15 protein-coding genes are annotated in these 16,396 nt (G+C 68.2%); 8 read left to right on the top strand and 7 right to left on the bottom strand.

What is annotated here, in order from left to right:
* Positions 1-21: 21 nt before the first annotated feature.
* The gene (poxB, locus tag SROT_RS08305; protein WP_013138573.1) at positions 22-1,758 is read right to left on the bottom strand and encodes a ubiquinone-dependent pyruvate dehydrogenase; all 1,737 of its coding nucleotides are present in this window, start codon (positions 1,756-1,758) and stop codon (positions 22-24) included.
* Between the two features lie 192 nt (positions 1,759-1,950).
* The gene (locus tag SROT_RS08300) at positions 1,951-2,760 is read right to left on the bottom strand and encodes a DUF3097 domain-containing protein (RefSeq protein ID WP_013138572.1); all 810 of its coding nucleotides are present in this window, start codon (positions 2,758-2,760) and stop codon (positions 1,951-1,953) included.
* 247 nt (positions 2,761-3,007) lie between these two features.
* Between SROT_RS08300 and SROT_RS08295 the strand changes: the two genes are divergently transcribed.
* From SROT_RS08295 to SROT_RS08285, 3 genes are read left to right on the top strand one after another with little or no spacing between them, the layout of a single operon-like run.
* On the top strand, positions 3,008-3,553 hold the full coding sequence (locus SROT_RS08295; RefSeq protein ID WP_148223392.1) for a methylated-DNA--[protein]-cysteine S-methyltransferase: 546 nt from the start codon (positions 3,008-3,010) through the stop codon (positions 3,551-3,553).
* Complete coding sequence (locus SROT_RS08290) at positions 3,550-4,050, top strand: RNA polymerase sigma factor (RefSeq protein WP_013138570.1); 501 nt, start codon at positions 3,550-3,552, stop codon at positions 4,048-4,050. Before SROT_RS08295 ends, SROT_RS08290 begins: the two co-directional genes overlap by 4 nt.
* A complete protein-coding gene (locus SROT_RS08285) occupies positions 4,047-4,649 on the top strand; it encodes a methylated-DNA--[protein]-cysteine S-methyltransferase (protein WP_013138569.1) in 603 nt (200 codons plus the stop codon). Before SROT_RS08290 ends, SROT_RS08285 begins: the two co-directional genes overlap by 4 nt.
* 236 nt (positions 4,650-4,885) lie before the next feature.
* Here SROT_RS08285 and ilvA read toward each other — a convergent pair whose 3' ends face one another.
* Positions 4,886-6,097, bottom strand: a complete 1,212-nt coding sequence (gene ilvA / locus SROT_RS08275) for a threonine ammonia-lyase (protein WP_013138567.1) — start codon at positions 6,095-6,097, stop codon at positions 4,886-4,888.
* A 215-nt stretch (positions 6,098-6,312) separates the two neighbouring features.
* Between ilvA and SROT_RS08270 the strand changes: the two genes are divergently transcribed.
* The gene (locus SROT_RS08270; RefSeq protein WP_013138566.1) at positions 6,313-7,878 is read left to right on the top strand and encodes a family 20 glycosylhydrolase; all 1,566 of its coding nucleotides are present in this window, start codon (positions 6,313-6,315) and stop codon (positions 7,876-7,878) included.
* A 163-nt stretch (positions 7,879-8,041) separates the two neighbouring features.
* Here SROT_RS08270 and zapE read toward each other — a convergent pair whose 3' ends face one another.
* Positions 8,042-9,070, bottom strand: a complete 1,029-nt coding sequence (gene zapE, locus SROT_RS08265; protein WP_041407100.1) for a cell division protein ZapE — start codon at positions 9,068-9,070, stop codon at positions 8,042-8,044.
* 97 nt (positions 9,071-9,167) lie between these two features.
* On the opposite strand from zapE, the gene SROT_RS08260 reads away from it, so the two are divergent.
* From SROT_RS08260 to SROT_RS08245, 4 genes are read left to right on the top strand one after another with little or no spacing between them, the layout of a single operon-like run.
* Positions 9,168-10,715, top strand: coding sequence for an alpha/beta fold hydrolase (locus tag SROT_RS08260; protein ID WP_013138564.1), 1,548 nt, complete (start codon positions 9,168-9,170; stop codon positions 10,713-10,715).
* Between the two features lie 40 nt (positions 10,716-10,755).
* Entirely contained in the window at positions 10,756-12,048 is a 1,293-nt protein-coding gene (locus tag SROT_RS08255) for a glycosyltransferase family 87 protein (RefSeq protein WP_013138563.1), read from the top strand.
* Positions 12,008-12,445 (top strand): peptide-methionine (R)-S-oxide reductase MsrB, encoded by a 438-nt coding sequence (gene msrB / locus SROT_RS08250; RefSeq protein ID WP_013138562.1) that lies wholly within the window; start codon positions 12,008-12,010, stop codon positions 12,443-12,445. Before SROT_RS08255 ends, msrB begins: the two co-directional genes overlap by 41 nt.
* A gap of 42 nt (positions 12,446-12,487) precedes the next feature.
* A complete protein-coding gene (locus tag SROT_RS08245; RefSeq protein ID WP_013138561.1) occupies positions 12,488-12,982 on the top strand; it encodes a hypothetical protein in 495 nt (164 codons plus the stop codon).
* Here the strand turns inward: SROT_RS08245 and SROT_RS08240 are convergent.
* The 3 genes from SROT_RS08240 to SROT_RS08230 are packed head-to-tail and all read right to left on the bottom strand — an operon-like array spanning position 12,979 to position 16,381.
* A complete protein-coding gene (locus SROT_RS08240) occupies positions 12,979-13,809 on the bottom strand; it encodes a shikimate dehydrogenase (protein WP_013138560.1) in 831 nt (276 codons plus the stop codon). The genes SROT_RS08245 and SROT_RS08240 overlap by 4 nt on opposite strands.
* Positions 13,806-14,804 carry a porphobilinogen synthase gene (hemB, locus tag SROT_RS08235; protein ID WP_013138559.1) on the bottom strand — a complete coding sequence of 333 codons (999 nt, stop codon included), beginning with the start codon at positions 14,802-14,804 and terminating at the stop codon, positions 13,806-13,808. Before hemB ends, SROT_RS08240 begins: the two co-directional genes overlap by 4 nt.
* On the bottom strand, positions 14,801-16,381 hold the full coding sequence (locus SROT_RS08230) for a bifunctional uroporphyrinogen-III C-methyltransferase/uroporphyrinogen-III synthase (protein ID WP_013138558.1): 1,581 nt from the start codon (positions 16,379-16,381) through the stop codon (positions 14,801-14,803). The genes hemB and SROT_RS08230 overlap by 4 nt, the downstream gene beginning before the upstream one ends.
* Between the last annotated feature and the right edge of the window lie 15 nt (positions 16,382-16,396).

Genomic DNA, 16,396 nt, shown 5'->3' with positions numbered 1-16,396 from the left:
GGGGAATTTGCGCGGTGGGGGTTAGTCCAAAATCCGGCGGGCGACGTTGGTCGAGACCAAGTCGAGGAGTTCATCCGCCCGCCCGGCGAGGATCGTGCGTATCGCGTACAGGGTGAAGCCCTTTGCCTGCTCGGCCGTGATAACAGGCGGAATCGACAGCTCTTGGCGCGCGGTCACCACATCGACGAGCGCCGGGCCGTCGTGGGCGAACGCTTCCGTGAGCGCGGCCTGAAGGTCTTTGGGCTGCTCGACCCGGAAACCGGGAATGCCGAGCGCGCGGGCGACCGCCGCGAAATCCGGATTGTGCAGCTCGGTGCCGAAATTGACGATCCCGGCGGCCTTCATCTCCAATTCCACAAAGTTGAGCGACGAGTTGTTGAACACGACGACCTTGACGGGAAGGTTGTTCTGCGTCAGCGTGATGAGATCCCCGAAGAGCATCGTCAAACCCCCGTCGCCGGCGAGGGCGACCACTTGGCGGCGGCGGTCGACTGTTTGCGCGCCGATCGCGTGCGGCAACGCGCAGGCCATCGTGCCGTGGGTGAACGATCCGACCAGCCGTCGCTTGCCGTTCATCGTCAAATAGCGCGAAGCCCAGACCACCGGTGAGCCGACGTCCACCGTGAACACGGCGTCGTCCGAGGCGAGCCGGTCCACGAGCCCCGCGACGTATTCCGGGCGGATGGGGGTCTTGTCGTGGTCGTTGACCGCCAGGGAGTCGAGAGACGCGCGGGTCTTGCGGTAGTGCTTGACCGCGCGGTCGAGGTGCTGGGAATTGTCGTTGCGGCGCAGCAGCGGCGCCAGCGCCGCGATGGTGTCTTTGACTGTGCCGACCAGCCCGAGGTCGATGGGGACCCGCCGCCCCAGTTGGCGGCCCCGGATGTCGACCTGGATGATTTTCGCGTTCTCCGGGTAGAACTGCTGGTACGGGAAGTCGGTGCCCAGCATGAGCAGCACATCGGCCTCCCGGATCGCCTTGTAGCCCGAAGCGAACCCCAAAAGCCCGGTCATGCCCACGTCGTACGGGTTGTCGTACTCGATGTGCTCCTTGCCGCGCAACGCGTGCACGATAGGCGCTTGCAGTGCGGCGGCGAGTCCGACCAGCTCGTCGTGCGCGCCCGCCGTCCCGGCGCCGCCGAGGATGGTGATCTTGTGGGACCCGTTGATGATCTCGGCCGCCTGGCGCAGGGACTCGTCGTCCGGGCGCGCCACCGAGCGGGTGGCCACGACGGGTTTGCTGAGCCAGCCGTCCTCGCCCGCGCGGCTCAAGAAGACCTCCCCCGGAATGACGACCACCGCGACGCCGCGCTCTTCGACGGCCGCGCGCATCGCCATCTCCACGATGCGCGGCGCTGTCTGCGCCCCGGTGACCAGCTCGGTGTACACGCTGCACTCCCGGAACAGCTCCTGCGGGCGGGTTTCTTGGAAATAGCCGGAGCCGACCTCGGCGAGCGGGATGTGCGCCGCGATGGCCAACACCGGGACCCCGCTGCGCTGCGCGTCGAAGAGCCCGTTGATCAAATGCAGGTTGCCCGGCCCGCAGCTGCCCGCGCAGACCGCCAATTGACCGGTCAGCGCCGCTTCGGCAGCTGCTGCGAAAGCGGCTGTCTCCTCGTGGCGGACGTGTTCCCAGGTGATGCCCTCGCTGCGGCGGATTGCGTCAGTGAACCCGTTGAGGCTGTCCCCCGGCAATCCGTAGACCCGGCGCACGCCGGTCGTCTTCAACGCGGAGATGATGCGGTCTGCGGTCGTTGCCATAGCGCTCAGTGTAGTGCGACGAAGACGACTCAGCTGTGATGTTGAGCACAAAGCCGTCTTCGAACGAGCGGGCCACCCGTGGCAGAAGGCGCTGCCAGCTTGCGGGTTCCTCGGAACCTACGCGGCCCTCGCCGCCCGAGCCGTCGCGCCGACGAGCTGAGGAGCCCGCAGGGCCTCCCCCGCGCTCTGGGCTCATGCCGTGACGAAGTCGATCAGCTCCTCAACGGCCCGCAAGAGCGGCTGTTCGATCATCGTGTAGTCCTTCGCGCCTTTGCGCACCCTGGCCCACATCGCAGCGGTGTCCTTCACGCCGAGCGCGCGGCAGACGCCTTCTTTCCAGGGGACTCCGCGCGGCACGTTCGGCCATTTGGGGATGCCGATGGCCGCGGGCTTTACCGCTTCCCACACGTCCACATACGGATGGCCGGTGACGAGGACGTGCGGATGCGCCACTTGGGCGACGATCCGCGACTCCTTGCTCCCGGGGACCAAATGGTCGACGAGGACGCCGACGCGCCGCCCCGGCTCGGGCGAGAACTCGGCGATCCGGTCAGCGAGTTCGTCCACTCCGTGCAACGGCTCCACCACCACCCCTTCGACGCGCAGGTCGTCACCCCAGATTTGCTCCACGAGCTGGGCGTCGTGGACGCCTTCGACCCAGATCCGGCTCGCTCGGGCAACCTTCGCGGGCATCGCGGGGACTGCTGTGGACCCGGACGCGGTGCGCAGGGGCGCGTCTGCGGAGGCGAGCCGCGGGCGGATGAGCGTCACAGGTTTGCCCTCCAACAGGAACGCCCCGGGGCGCATCTCGAAAAGACGCCGGTTTCCGCGCGCGTCCTCCAAGGTCACGTAGCCTTTGCGGTCGGTGTCCACGGCGACGACCGCGCCGCAGAAATCCGAGACGCGGTCCTCGACGACCATGTCGATCTCCGCGACGACTTCCGGCGCGGGCTGCCGACGGGGGCGGGGGGCGAGAATGTCGCCGTACTGGTGGCTTCGCATCAAGGCAGGCTACCGCGCGCCAGCCCCGAACTCGGGCAACTCGTCCGGCCGACCGGGCGGGCTTGTGGCGGCTGGCTGGCGCGGGCGGGGCCCCACCTTGCCCGCGCGGGCGGGCTTCGGGATCGCGCTGGCCTCGGGATACAGTGAGAGCGTGGCGCCCCTCCCCTGCCGAGCGCCAGAAATCGTCGCCCCCGGCCTCACAAAACTTCCCGCCCGCGCGTCTTCATGAGAAGAGCGAGAGGAGAGCATGATGTCCACCACCACGAGCGCCGCCCGGCACGTTGTCGTCGAATTCTTTCTCGGGACGCTGGCTATCGGCCCGTTGACCCTCGTCCGGGACGAGGAGGGCCTCACCGGGATCTTTTTCCCCGGACATTGGACCCGGCCTGACGAGTCTTCATTCGGCGCGAGGACGGACCCCGCTCGCGACGACAGCTTCAACGAGGCCATCGCGCAGTTGCGCGAGTACTTCGCGGGCAGCCGCCGGGAGTTCGACCTCGAACTGCGTCCGCGCGGCTCGCAGCTCGCGCAACGGGTGTGGCGCAGGCTCGCACAGGTCCCTTTCGGCCAGACCACGACCTACGGGGCGCTCGCGAAGGAAATCGGCGGCGGGATCAGCCCTCGGGCCATCGGCGGATTCGTCGGGCACAACCCGGTCTCGATCATCATCCCCTGCCACCGGGTGCTCGGCTCGACAGGCGGCCTCACCGGGTACGCGGGCGGGCTGGACCGCAAGCGCGCGCTGCTCGAACACGAGGGCGCGCTCCTCCCGGCCGAAGCCATGCTGTGGTGACCAAGGAGCCGTTCGAGACCGTGGTCGCCCAGCACGGCGCGACTGTGCTGCGCGTCGCCCGCGCGGTGGCGGGCCCCGTTGACGCGGACGATGTGTGGTCGGAGACGTTCCTTGCCGCGATGAAGTCCTATCCGGATCTGTCCGTCGGCGCCAACGTCGAGGCATGGCTGGTGACGATCGCGCACCGCAAAGCGATCGACGTTCTGCGTGCAGCCGCCCGCAGGGCCGCCCCTCTGGCGGATCTGCCCGAACAGCCCGCCCGCGAGCGGGCTGACGGACGGGACCTCGATCTGGACGACGCGCTCGGATCCCTCACCGCGAAGCAACGCCAAGCGGTGGCCTACCACTATTTCGCCGGATTGCCGTACCAGCAGGTGGCCGACATCACGGGCAGCACCGCGGCCGCAGTGCGGCGAGCAGCCTCCGATGGCGTGGCCGCCCTGCGCCGCGTGTACCTGAAACATCCTTCCAGATCAGAACAGCAGGAAAGACGATGAAACAGATCGACCCGACCGACCTGTGCCCCGTCGAGAGCGCCGATCTCGACCGTGTCCGCGCCCGCCTCGCGTCCGCTGCTGCGGACCAAGGGCTGCTCGACGTCGCTTACCGGGTCGTGGACTCCCCGCTCGGGCCGTTGCTGGCCGCGGCGACGCCTTTGGGGCTGGTCCGGGTGGCTTTCGCTCGGGAAGGCCACGACGGCGTCCTGCAGAGTCTCGCCGATCAGATCAGCCCGCGCGTCCTGCAGGCCCCTGGTCGGCTCGACGCCTTCGCCTGGCAACTCGACTCGTATTTCTCGGGGCGGTTGCGCTGCTTTGACCTCGCGTTGGACTGGCAGTTGTCCAGAGGCTTCCGGCGCACGGTCCTCGAACACCTCGCCGCTGGAGTCCCCTATGGGACCACTGCCACGTACGCGACGCTCGCGCAGCTGGCAGGCAGTCCTCGGGCCGTGCGCGCGGTCGGTTCGGCCTGCGCGACGAATCCGATCCCCCTTGTCGTCCCGTGCCACCGGATCATTCGCTCGGACGGGGCCGCAGGGGGGTACCGGGGCGGCGCGGAGGCCAAGCGGGTCCTGCTGGATTTGGAGAACACGGCCTAAAGGGCGCGCGCGTCCTGGACACTGACGAAAACGCCCGTGCCTTTCTTCGTGAACGTCACCTCGTCTCTTCCGCTTCGACCTCCCAGCCGTTCACGGTGACCTGCGAACCGCGCGAAAGGGTCTGCCCCTCTGCGGGCTGGCAGACTCCGGCGGGCTCGTCTCCGCAGGCCTCGGCAGGCGGGACAAGGGCCAGTCCGGCCGCCGCCAGAGCGCCCGCCGCGAGAAACCGCGCCTGCTCATCCCACCACGAGCCCGGCCTCCGCAATAGCGGCGAGCACTGCATTCTGATGCTCACTGCCACGGGTTTCCACAGTGGCGCTGATCTGCACGTCGCCAAAGCTCAAGCCTTCTGCGATGCGCGAGTGCGTCACGTCCACCACGCTCGCCCCGACCCGCTGGAACACGGCGAGCACTTCGGCCAATCCGCCCGGCTGGTCGCGCACCCGCACTTGGACAGTGAGATAGCGGCCCGCCGCGCGCAAGCCATGGGCGATCACTCTGGTGAGCAAAAGAGGGTCCACGTTGCCGCCGGTCAGCACGCCGCACACCTCGCCAGCCAATCCCAGCTCCGGCCCGGGAATGCTCATCAACGCGGCGACCGCGGCCGCTCCGGCGGGCTCCACAACAAGCTTGAGCCGCTCCAAGCACAACAGCACCGCGCGGGACAGCGCTTCTTCGCTCACCGTGACCACGTCGTCGACGAGCGCTGCGACGTGCTCGAACGGCGCCGATCCCGGCAGGCCGATCGCGATGCCGTCGGCAATGGTGGACATGGAGGACAACGCCACGGGCGCGCCAGCCCGAAGCGACTCGGGCCACGCGGCGGCTCCTTCTGCCTGGACGCCGATGACGCGCATGTCGGGCTGGAGCGTTTTCACGGCGAGCGCCATCCCCGCGAGCAGGCCTCCCCCGCCGAGCGGCACGACCAGCGTCCTCGTCGCGGGCAGCTGTTCGGCGACCTCCAAACCGCATGTTGCTTGGCCCAGGATCACATCGGGGTGGTCGAAGGGATGGATCAGCACCGCGCCGGTCTCCTCGGCGAAGCGCCGAGCGTGCCCGAGCGCCTCGTCCACCGAGGCCCCGATCAAACGGACTTGGGCGCCATATGCCTTGGTCGCGGCCACTTTCGGAAGCGACGCGCCCCCAGGCATGAACACCGTCGACGCGACGCCCATCTCACTGGCCGCCCACGCCACGCCCTGCGCGTGGTTGCCAGCGCTCGCCGCGACCACCCCGCGCTTTCGCTCCTCGGGCGAGAGCCGCGCGATCCTCGCGTAGGCGCCGCGCGGTTTGAACGAACCGGTGCGCTGAAGATTCTCGCACTTGAGCCACACCGGCGTGCCGCACCGCTCGGTGAGGGCGCGAGAAGCCACCACCGGCGTGCGATGCACGACCGGGGCGAGCAACTCCGCCGCTAACCGAACTTCGTCCAGAGTCAACAAAGCCATGCGAGCATCCTCCCCTCTTCTCGTCGTGCGCGCTCACCGGGGCCGTATTGTCCGCGCTCCGTTCTCTGCTCTCTCGGCGGTGTCCGCGTCTCTCGGCCTGCGGGGCTGTGGGCATGCTGCAACGATGACGTTCGAGAACGTCTTGTGCGGAGCGCGCCAGGACGGAGCCCGCCGCATCCGTCCAGCGCGGTCGGGATCTGGCATGATATGCCAACGTGTCGCAGGTGTTTCGGTTCCGTCCGCCACGACGCGCCGCAGCTTTGATCGTCGCTGCGGCGCTGTGCTGCTCGTGCGCGCAGCAGAGCGCCCGCCCCGAAGCCCCCTCCCGCGCGGCCCCGTCGGACGCTTCCGCGAGCCTTGCCTCGGCGGACGGCGCGGTGTTGCCGCCCATCATCCCCTCCGTGCAGCGTTGGGCCCCAAGCGGCGGAGCGTTCCACCTCGGCGCGGCGGCGAGGATCGTCGCCCCGGAGGCCTTTCGCGAGACCGCCGAAGTGTTCGCCGAAGACCTCGGAGCCGTTCTCGGGCGCAGATTCGCCGTCGCGGCGGACGGAGCCGTTGACGGGGACATCGAGCTGCGCCGACTCGGCCCTGGCCCGCAGTTCGGGGCTGAAGGCTACGAGATTTCTGTCGCGCGGACCCTGGTCGTCTCCGCGACGGACGATGCCGGGGCCTTCCTCGGCACGCGCACCGCTGTCCAATGGCTGCGCCAGTCGCCTGCCCTTCCTGGCGGGACCGCGCGCGACTGGCCGAACTGGCCCGAGCGCGCGTTCATGGTGGACGTCGCGCGAAAGTTCTACACCGTCGACTGGCTGCGCGAGCGCGTCAGAGAGCTCTCGTACCTCAAGTACAACACGCTGCACTTGCATCTGTCCGATTCCCAGGCGTTCCGGGTGCAGAGCGACGCCGAGCCCGAAGCAGTGGCCCCCCAGCACTACAGCAAGGCCGAAATCGCGGACCTCGTCGCCTACGCCGGGCGCCGCCATATCACGGTCATCCCGGAGTTCGACCTGCCCGGCCACGCCAGCGCCCTGCTCGCACGACACTCTGAACTCGGTGTTAAGGGCGAATGGGGCCTCACTGTGCTCAATCTGGCCAAGCCCGAGGCATGGGAGCTGGCCGCGCGCGTCATCCGAGAGTATTTGCCGCTGTTCCCGGCGAAAGTCTGGTTCCTCGGAGCCGACGAGTGGATGTCTCCTGAGCAGTTCGCGCAGCATCCCGAACTGACCCAGGCCGCTGTGGCCCGGTACGGGGCGGGAGCGGACCCCGTGGATCTCTTCCATGGCTTCATCAACGAGATGGACGAGCTGGTGAAGGCGGCGGGCAAATCCATGCGGATCTGGAACAGCGCGCTCATTCTCGACTCAACTGTGCCGGTCGCCCCGGACATCAGCATCGACCATTGGTCGGGCGCAGGCCTCTCCGCGCAGGAGGAGGCCGCCGCCGGGCACCAGCTTCTCAACTCGACCTCCCGCCAGCTGTACTACGTGATCGGCCGTCGGACTCCGGACCCGGCCACGGTGTACCGCTATTTCTCCCCTGACGCGTACCCCTTGGGCGCGAGCGGCGAGAGCGTTCTGGCGCAGGGCAGCCCGGAAGGGCTCGGCGCGGAGCTGTGCCTCTGGGAGGGCGGGCACGGCCCGGACGAAGCCGATGTGGCGGCAACGCTCGGCCCGATGCTGCGCGCCCTGGCCCAGGTCGTCTGGGGCAGCCCTAAGATCACAGAGGATTACGCCGAGTTCGTCGGGATCAGCGACGCGGTGGGCTCCCCGCCAGGGCCGTGACGTCGCGCTGAGACTCCGACGGACCAACAAGCGCGGCGTCGGGATCAGCGACGCGGTGGGCTCCCCGCCAGGGCCGTGACGTCGCGTCGAGACTCCGACGGACCAACAAGCGCGGCGTCGGGATCAGCGACGCGGTGGGCTCCCCGCCAGGGCCGCGGCGTCGCTAGAGGACCGAGGTCGGGCTCAGCCCCACCGACTCCCCCGCCCGCGCGAGCGCCGTGATCCTGGAGATCGCGCGCAAGTATTTCTTGCGGTACCCCCCGGCGAGCATCTCCTCGGTGAAGATCTTGTCCGCGGGTTCGCCCGCGACGAGGACCGGGGTTCCCGCGTCGTAGAGCCGGTCGATGAAGGCGACGAAGCGCAACGCCACCGCTTGGTCCTGCGCTGGCCGCATCCCTGAGACCCCGACCGCGGACACCCCGTTCACGAGTTCCCGGTAGCACGAAGGGTGCAGCGTCGCCAGGTGTTTGGCCAAATCGTCGAACTCGTCCAGGCTGGCCCCGTGCGTTCGGGAGATCCTGAGTTGGAGTTCTTGCGGCGAGAGCGGCGCCGGCGGCGCGGGCAGGTCCCGGTGCCGGTAATCGGGGCCGTCGACACGGACCACTTGGAAGCCGTCCGCGATCCGGCGGATCTCGCGGAGGAAGTCATTCGCGGCGAAACGTCCTTCGCCGAGTTGGCCGGGCAGGGTGTTCGAGGTGGCGGCGACCGAAACGGAGCGGTCGAAAAGTTCGCTCAACAGCCGGGAGAGGAGCATGGTGTCCCCCGGGTCGTCGAGCTCGAATTCGTCGATGCACACCAGGCTGTGCTTGGCCAGCCGCTCCACGGTGTCGGCCATGCCGAGCGCTCCGACCAAGTTCGTGATCTCCACGAAGCTGGCGAACAGCTTCGGTGTCTTGGCCGCGTGGTAGCTCGAAGCGAGAAGGTGCGTCTTGCCGACGCCGAACCCGCCGTCGAGGTAGAGCCCGATGCCTCGTCGCGGTTTGCGCAGCAGGCCCGCTTTGCTGCCGCGCACGTACATGGCCTGGGTGACGAAGGCTTCCGCCGCGGCGACCGCCGCAGCCTGGCTCGGCTCGTCTGGGTTGGGCCGGTAGCTCGCGAAGCTGACATCGGAGAAGGTCGGCGGCGGGACGAGGCTGGCAACAAGCTCGTCCGGGGCGACCACGGGCCGCAGATCAGTCAGATGCAACACCACGGTATGCACAGTAGCGCTGCTAGGCTCCTCATTTCGAACCGAGCCCGCAGGTATGAGGTCGAGTTCACAACGGCTCGCCCAGGTAAGGTGGATTGTCATGTGGCAACGACTCGTGACGGCGCTGGCCGCCTTGACGCTGGTCTGCGTCTGCGCCGGATGCGGAACAGGTCCGCTCGGCGGGCCGAAACTCCCGGTGTACAACCAGCAGAAGCCGCAGGACCAGAAGGGCCAGAACGGCCCGCGAATCCCGATGTTCGATTCGCCGAAAACCGATCTGAAGTGGCGTGAGTGCGCCCGCCAGCTCGATGGGGCCGACAATCTCCCGGCCCCGCCGCGCGGCGTCGTCCTCGAATGCGCCTCGTTGACCGTGCCGTCTCAGGAACGCCGGGGCGCGAGCATCGCGCTGTCGCTGGCCCGGCTGCGCACCCCTGTCACAAAGCCGGACGCGGCTCCGGTCGTGCTGACCACGGGCGCCGATGTGGCGTCCACGCGCTATCTCGCGGCGTTCGCCGCGTCGTCGGCTTCTTCCCCCCTCACCGAGCATCCGCTCGTCGCGGTCGACCGGCGCGGCCTGGACAGCACCCCGGCGGCCAATTGCGGCCCCCTCGGCGCTGACGAGCGCCGCGCCATAGTCGACCAGATGCAGTTCCAAACCGCGGGCGCGGACGTGTTCGGCTCTCTCGCGGAAAAGGCGCGGCAATACATCGGCGACTGCCCGCAGTATCTCTCGGCGGAGCCGGGGTTCTTCGATCTCCGGCATTCGGAGGAGGACATCGAGGCGCTGCGCGCCGCCTGGCAGGTCGCCCGCCTCGCGCTGGTCGGCGTCGGGAACGGGGCCTCTGTGGCGCTCGCCTACGCTCACGACCACCCGGACCAGATCGCCCGCCTCGTGTTGGACTCCCCGCAGCCGTACGGCTCGGAGGCAGAAGTTGTCGGCGAGCAACGCGCCGCCGGCCTTGAATCCGCTCTGCGCGCTTTCACCGCCGAATGCAAAGCGCTGGGCTGCGCGCTCGGACCGGACCCGGACGCGAAGCTCCAGGAGCTTCTCAGCCGGGCGGGCTCGGGCCAGCTCGGCAGCGTGTCCAAGAGCTTTCTGGTCGAGTACATCGCCACGGTCCTGGCCCTGGACCCCGCCGGTCAGCCCGCCGCGGTCACCTCGTTGGCCGACACGTTGAGCGACCCGGACGGGCTGGGCTCGCGGTTCGGCGAGATGATGTCGGAGCGGTTCACCGACGGCCAGTTCCTGGCTGGGTGCAACGACCAGCGCGAGGAGCCGACGCCGGAGCGCGCCAAGGAGCTCGCCCAAGCTTGGAGCGCCAAAGACAAGTACCCTTTGGTCGGCGACGTGGTCGCGAAATCCTTGTTGGCCTGCTCCGGCTGGCCGAGCGGGCAGACATTGGACGGGCCGAAGAGCTTCGCGGCCCCTGTCCTCGCGCTGTTCACCAAGAGCAACCCCATTGTCGGGTCTTCCGATCCGGGGCCGATCAAAGCCCTCGTCGGCCTCGCGAACGGCGCATTGGGACTCGTCGGGTGGGAGGGCTTGGGCTACTCGCCGCTGCTGCGCTCCCGGTGCGCGCAGGACACAGCGGAAAAATACCTGAACTCCGGCAGGCCTGAGGCCGCCGAGCTCTACTGCCCGGCCTAGCTTGTTGCCCGCGCCGTCCCCGTGTGAGTATGGTTCGCAGGTGTCCTCTCTCCACCGGCTTCCCTCGCCGCAATGGCTGAACTCCTCGGGCGCGAAAGCGCTCAACGCCGCGCTCTGGCCCATCGCTGTGATGTCTGTGCTGCACCGCACGATAATCCTTGCCGTCAACGAGCACATCACCGACGACTTCACCCCCGTCTACCAGGCTGGGCTCGCTTTCTTGAACCACCGCCCGGTCTACACGCAGAACCTCGGCCAGGTCGAGCCGCATTACCTGTACGCGCCGAGCGGCACGCTGCTGCTCTGCCCGATCACGCACTTCGACCCGATCACCGCGCGGCTCATCTTCATCGCCGCGACCTCGGCGGCGATCATCGCGGCCTGCGTGCTGCTGCTCAAATTCTTCGAACTGCCGTTGCGCTCCTTCGCGACGCCTGCCTTGCTCGCCGCCGTCTTCCTCACCGAATCGGCCACGAACACCCTGACGTTCACCAACGTGAACGGCTTCATCTTCCTCGCGGAGGCCGGTTTCTTGCTCTGCGTGAAGCACAACCGCCCGTGGCTCGCCGGGTCCGTTCTCGGCCTGACGTTCGCGGTGAAGCCGATCCTCGCCCCCCTGCTGCTCATCCCGCTGTTGCTCCGCTGGTGGAAGACTTTCGTCGTGGCGCTCGCCCTGCCAGCGGTGCTGCTGGTCATCGGCCAGCTGTGCTCGGTGGACGCGGACAAGTACTACAGCGACGTCGTGCCGTACATCAGCAAGCCGAGGGATTACTACAACAGCGCGATCCAAGGCGTCGGCGCCTATTACGGGGTCGCTCCGTGGCTCCTGTCGGTTGTCCGCGTGGTTCTGGGCGCGCTTGTCCTGATCAGCCTGTGGTGGCTGCACCAGCGGTTCCGGCGGACGGATTTGCAGCTGTGGGCCGCCATGACGGCGGGCCTGACGCTCGTGGCCACCTTCCTGATCGGCTCGCTGGGCCAGGGCTACTACTCCCTCTTCCTCGTGCCGATGGCGCTGTGCGTGGTGCGCCCGCGATCGCCGATGCGCGCCTGGGCCCCGTGGCTGGGCCTCTACGGGTGCATGTCTTTGGATTTCTGGGAATTCAATCAGCCGCTGCACCATGAGAATCCGCCGAGGGATCTGCTGATCTTCTTGTACCCCAAAGGCCGGGACGCCGAGTACCTGAAGTTCACCTTCGGCTGGACGGTCCTCATCGTCGGCGTTTTCGCGGCGCTCTGGATCGCGAAGCGGCCCGAAGACGATGAAGAGCTATTACCATTGACGCATGACTCAGATGCCGACCTCGTCGCAAAGCCCCAAGCTCTCGAAAGCTGAGGCGGAAGCTCTCAGCGAGGAGCAGTGGCGCGAGCGCCTTTCTCCGAGCGAGTACCAGGTGCTCCGCGAGGCAGGCACCGAGCGCCCCTTCGTCGGCGAGTACACAGACACGACCACGGTCGGCGTGTATTCCTGCCGGGCCTGCGGGGCGGAGCTTTTCCGCAGCGAGGCGAAGTTCGACTCGCATTGCGGCTGGCCTTCTTTTTTCACCCCGCTCGCCGGAGACGCTGTCATTGAGCGCGAGGACCGCAGCCTCGGCAGGGCTCGCACGGAGGTGCTGTGCGGAAATTGCGGCAGCCACCTCGGCCATGTTTTCGCGGGCGAGGGCTACGACACCCCGACCGATCAGCGCTACTGCATCAACTCGATCAGCCTGCGCCTCGAATCAGACGAGTGAGCGCTCCGGAGTTCCGCGGACCGCACCGGTTATGCTGACTTCGTGCGCCTGATACTCCCCCTTCCTTGTGCCGTTCTCGCCGCCGCAGCTCTCGCCGCCCCCGCAGCGCAGGCCGCTCCGCCGGACTTCCCGAATATCGACAATTTCGAACCGGTGACCTGGAGCGAGTATCTCGCAGGCGGGGACACGGCCAGCGGCCTGCATTTGCAGTTCCGGACTCCGAGCGGTCTGAGCTGCTTCCTCAACGTCGACGCGTACAGCTACGAGTGCTGGGGCCCGCTGCACGGAGCCCCCGCTGGGGCCAACCACGTCCGGGGGAACGTCGTGGACAACCAGCCCGCGCCAGAGTTCGAAGACGAACCGAACATGCTGCCGGACAAGACGAAGATCTCGTGGCGCGGTGTGACGTGCGGCGTGGACGGAGCCATGACCGCCTGTTACCAGGTGGACCACGGCTTCATCCTCGATGGCAAACAGACCAAGGTCTTCCCGCCGGCCGAGCCTGCCAACGGCCCCCTGCCCGCGCCGACCTCTTAGGCCCGGCGAGCCCGCGCGCCGAGCGCCGCCGAGAGAGCGCTGCGCATCGCCTCCTGGGGAGCCGGTTGCCCGGTGAACCACTCGACTTGCCGGAAGGCTTGGTGCAAGAGCATCGAATCGCCGCCGACGACTCGCGATCCGCCCTGCGCGGCAAGTCGGGCGAGCGTGGTCGGCCAAGGGTCGTAGATCACATCGAACACGGCCGAAGCCTGCGCCAACGAGGGCGCCCACGGCGCGAGAGCGTCGGCGGGCACCGTGTTCACCACAACTTCGGCGATGGCCGCGACTTTCGCGAGGTACGGGCTGTTCAGATCCATCCAGCGCGGTCTGAGCCCAAAGGCTTTGGCGAGCCTGAGGGCCGGATACGCGCGTTTCTCGTCGCGTGAGACCACCACAGCCTCACGGATGCCGCGCCGGGCGAGCGCGGCGACAACAGGCAAACTGGTCCCGCCAGAACCGACCACCACGGCAGGTTTGCCGCTCGGATCGATGTCCAGCTCCCCCAACGCGCCGACGGCGCCGTCCACGTCGGTGCAGTCCGCGTGCCAGCCGCCCCCCTGGCGCACAAGCGTGTTCGCCGAACCGACAGCCTCGGCGAGCTCGGTGCGGGTGTCGGCGAACGCGAGCGCGGCGAGTTTGTTCGGCGCGGTGACGGACAGCCCCGCCCACGCCGGGGAAAGCCCGCTGACGAGTTCTGGCAGCTGGTCGGCGGCGCACTCGATCCGCTCATAGGTCCAATCCTCGAGCCCGAGCGCCCGATAGGCGGCCATATGCAGCACCGGTGACAGCGAGTGCCCGATCGGGCTCCCGAGAACAGCTGCTTTCATCCGAGGCGAGGGGCGAGTTCGACGGCGAAATACGTGAGGACGCTGTCCGCGCCAGCTCGGACAATGCTCGTGACCGATTCCAAAGCCGCCGCGTCACGGTCGATCCATCCTCGTTCGGCGGCGGCGACAATCATCGAGTATTCGCCCGAGATCTGATAGGCGAACACGGGCACCGGCGACAAGTCGGCGACTTCGCGCACTATGTCCAAGTAGCTCATCGCAGGCTTGACCATGAGGAAATCCGCGCCTTCTTCGGCGTCGAGCCGCGCTTCTCGCAGCCCTTCGCGACGGTTGGCCGTGTCGAGCTGGTAGGTGCGACGGTCGCCCCCGCCTTCTCCAGAGACGCCCAGGGAGCTGCCGACCGCCTCACGGAACGGCCCGTAGAACGCTGAGGCGTATTTCACGGCGTAGGCGAGGATCAGCACGTCGTCTCTGCCAGCGCTGTCCAGGGCAGCCCGGATCGCGCCGACTTGGCCGTCCATCATGCCGCTGGGCGCGACGACGTGCGCTCCTGCGGCGGCCTGGGCCAGGGCCATCGCCGTGTATTGGGCGAGGGTCGCGTCGTTGTCGACCACAGTTCGGCCTGCGCCGTCGGCTCCGAGCACGCCGCAATGGCCATGATCGGTGAACTCGTCAAGGCAGGTGTCCGCCATGAGCACCGTCGCGTCGCCAAGGTCGTCGCGCAGATCGGCGAGGGCGCGGTTCAAAATCCCGTCTGGGTCCACGCCCGCCGACCCTGTGCTGTCTTTGTGCTCAGCTGTCGGCACGCCGAAGAGCATGAGGCCGCCGACACCAGCCCGCACTGCTTCCTCTGCGGCTTTGCGCAAGCTGTCTCTGGTGTGCTGCACAACGCCGGGCATCGAGGCGATGGGCTTGGGCTCGGCGATGCCATCGGCGACGAACATCGGCAGGATCAGCTGCGCCGGGCTCACCCGGGTCTGCGCGGCGAGCCGGCGCAGAGCAGGGGTGGCCCGTGAGCGCCGAGGGCGGATCATCTGGAGCTGCTGCGCCTGGAGCGCTTGCGGGGCGGCGGCAAAGCGCCTTCCGCGCGCAACCTCGCAGCGTGCTCCGCGAGCGCGTCCACCAGAGCGGGAGCCGAGGCGACTTCGGGCTGCACGTCCACCCGCAGGCCGAACTCTTGCGCCGTTTCCACTGTCTTCGGGCCGATGCACGCGATGATCGTGCGGGCATGGGGCTTGCCCGCGATGCCGACGAGGTTGCGAACTGTCGAGGACGAGGTGAAGCACACTGCGTCGAAGCCGCCGGTCTTAATCATCTCGCGGATCTCCGCCGGCGGCGGCGCAGCCCGCACCGTGCGGTACGCGGTCACGTCGTCGACCTCCCAGCCGCCGTCGCGCAATCCTGCCGTCAAGGTCTCTGTGGCGATGTCGGCGCGGGGCAGCAGCACCCGGTTGACCGGGTCGAAAATTTCGTCATAGGGCGGGAATTCGTCCAGGAGGCCGAGGGAGGACTGCTCCCCTTCCGGCACAAGCTCCGGTTCGATGCCGAACTCGCGGACACGCTTCGCGGTCGCTGGTCCGACGCAGGCGATTTTCACGCCCGAGAACGCACGGGCGTCGAGGCCGAACTCGTTGAACTTCTCCCAGACCGCCCGCACCGCGTTCGTGGAGGTGAACACCACCCATTGGTAGCGGCCGTCGACCAAGCCTTTCACCGCGCGCTCCATCTGCGCGGGGCTGCGGGCTGGCTCCACCGCGATGGTCGGCACTTCGACCGGGATCGCGCCGTGCGAGACCAGCCGCTCGCACATCTCGCCAGCTTGGTCTTTGGTGCGCGGCACCAGCACCGACCAACTGAACAGCGCCCTGCTCTCCCACCAGTTGAGCTTCGAGCGCTGACCGACGACCCTGCCGACGGTCAGCACGAGCGGGGCTGGCAGCTCGGCTCCCATCTGCGACAGGCCGGAGAGCGTGGACTCAAGGGTTTTCTGGGTGCGCGTGGTGCCCGCGGAGGTGATGGCGACCGGGGTGTTCGGCGGCAGCCCTTGGTCGATCAGCGCGGCGCCCGTGGGGGCCAGCTGCTTGGCGGTGAGGCTCAGCACGAGCGAGCCGGGCGCGCTTGCGAGCGCGCTCCAGTCCACGTCACCGCGCAAGTCGGCCTCCGTGTGGATCGATCCGAGCGGAATGCCCGCGTAGAGCGGGGCAGCCGCCGTCGCGGAGACGCCGGGGATGACGTCCATCGGCGCTTGCGAGCGGGAGATCGCGAGGAGCTCCCCGACCACTTCCTCGCTCGAACCTGGGTCGCCAGCCACCAGGCGGACGACGTCGTTGCCGTTCTTCGCTTCGTTCAGCAGCATCTTCACCACATCCGAGGAGTCGATCTCCTCAGGCAGCACGGTCACAAGCGGGTCCGGTTTCGAGAGGGTCTGGCCTTCCTCGTCCACCGAGCTCCGGGTGCCGATCAGCGACAGGATCTCCCGTGGGACGCCTGGGTCCGCGAAGACCACGGAGGCTGCGATCAAGGTCTCGCGAGCGCGCCACGCCAGCAGGCCGGGGTCGCCCGGCCCTGCGCCGACGAAGACGACCCGTCCCGCGGTTTTCTTCTTGTCCATCACGCTTTCTCCAGT

The sequence above is a fragment of the Segniliparus rotundus DSM 44985 genome (assembly GCF_000092825.1).
GTDB lineage: Bacteria > Actinomycetota > Actinomycetes > Mycobacteriales > Mycobacteriaceae > Segniliparus > Segniliparus rotundus.
The sequence above is the reverse complement of the archived record's forward strand: the minus strand, read 5'-3'. Positions and strand labels throughout refer to the sequence as shown.